The sequence below is a fragment of the Polaromonas sp. P4_H1 genome, assembly GCF_056400945.1.
On record NZ_JBFUKG010000058.1, the window covers coordinates 1 to 711 of the forward strand.

A 711-nucleotide genomic window follows, 5' to 3' on the forward strand; every position below is an offset into this window, starting at 1 on the left:
GGCATCACGCTACGCAAGGAACGGCTCGGCGAATTCCGCGCCTATATCGAAAGCGCGCTGGCTGCGGATGTCGGCAAGTCCCGCAACGAGAAAGAACTCTTCATCGATGGCGCTATCACTGCGCGCGGTGTGACGACGGATCTCGTGAATACGCTCAATCGCGCCGGGCCGTTCGGGCAGGCCAATCCCGAGCCGGTGATTGCGCTGCCGGCGCATCAGCTCGTTTATGTCGATGAAGTTGGGCAGGCGCATCTGCGGCTGCGCTTCAAGGCGTCGGACGGCGCCATGGTCAACGGTATCGCGTTTCGTTCAGTGGGGCAGAAACTCGGCAACGCGTTGCAGGAGCTGCGCGGTCAGCCGGTCCATGTGGCGGGCTCGCTGACCGTCGATCGCTGGCAGGGTGCCGAGCGCGTGCAGATGCGCGTGTTCGACGTGGCGGCGCCGGATCCCGGGCCGAAGATGATCAGGTAGTCTCACCGCTCTCAACCTGTCGTCTCCCGGCTTGACCGGTGCACTCATCCATTTGTGTCTTGCCGGCGGAGCAGCCTTGTCGAATATCGATACCGGTCCGCCGGATGAATACTGAGCGAGACTTCGGCCAGCTCGTTTGACGCGAACAGATACTGCCGCCGAATCGACAGCGCATGCGCGCCTGTCATTGCCTTCAGTGGTTCCGCCATCGCGTCCGACACGCCAACCGCAGAGATGTCC

Annotated in this window: 2 protein-coding genes; one reads left to right on the plus strand and one right to left on the minus strand. The window is 62.9% G+C overall.

Annotation, left to right across the window (positions count from 1 at the left end):
* A partial coding sequence (locus AC1DS5_RS25035; protein ID WP_477720946.1) for a hypothetical protein occupies nucleotides 1-471 on the plus strand: 471 nt, incomplete at its 5' end.
* A 44-nt stretch (nucleotides 472-515) separates the two neighbouring features.
* Here AC1DS5_RS25035 and AC1DS5_RS25040 read toward each other — a convergent pair.
* A partial coding sequence (locus AC1DS5_RS25040) for a UTRA domain-containing protein (protein ID WP_477720947.1) occupies nucleotides 516-711 on the minus strand: 196 nt, incomplete at its 5' end.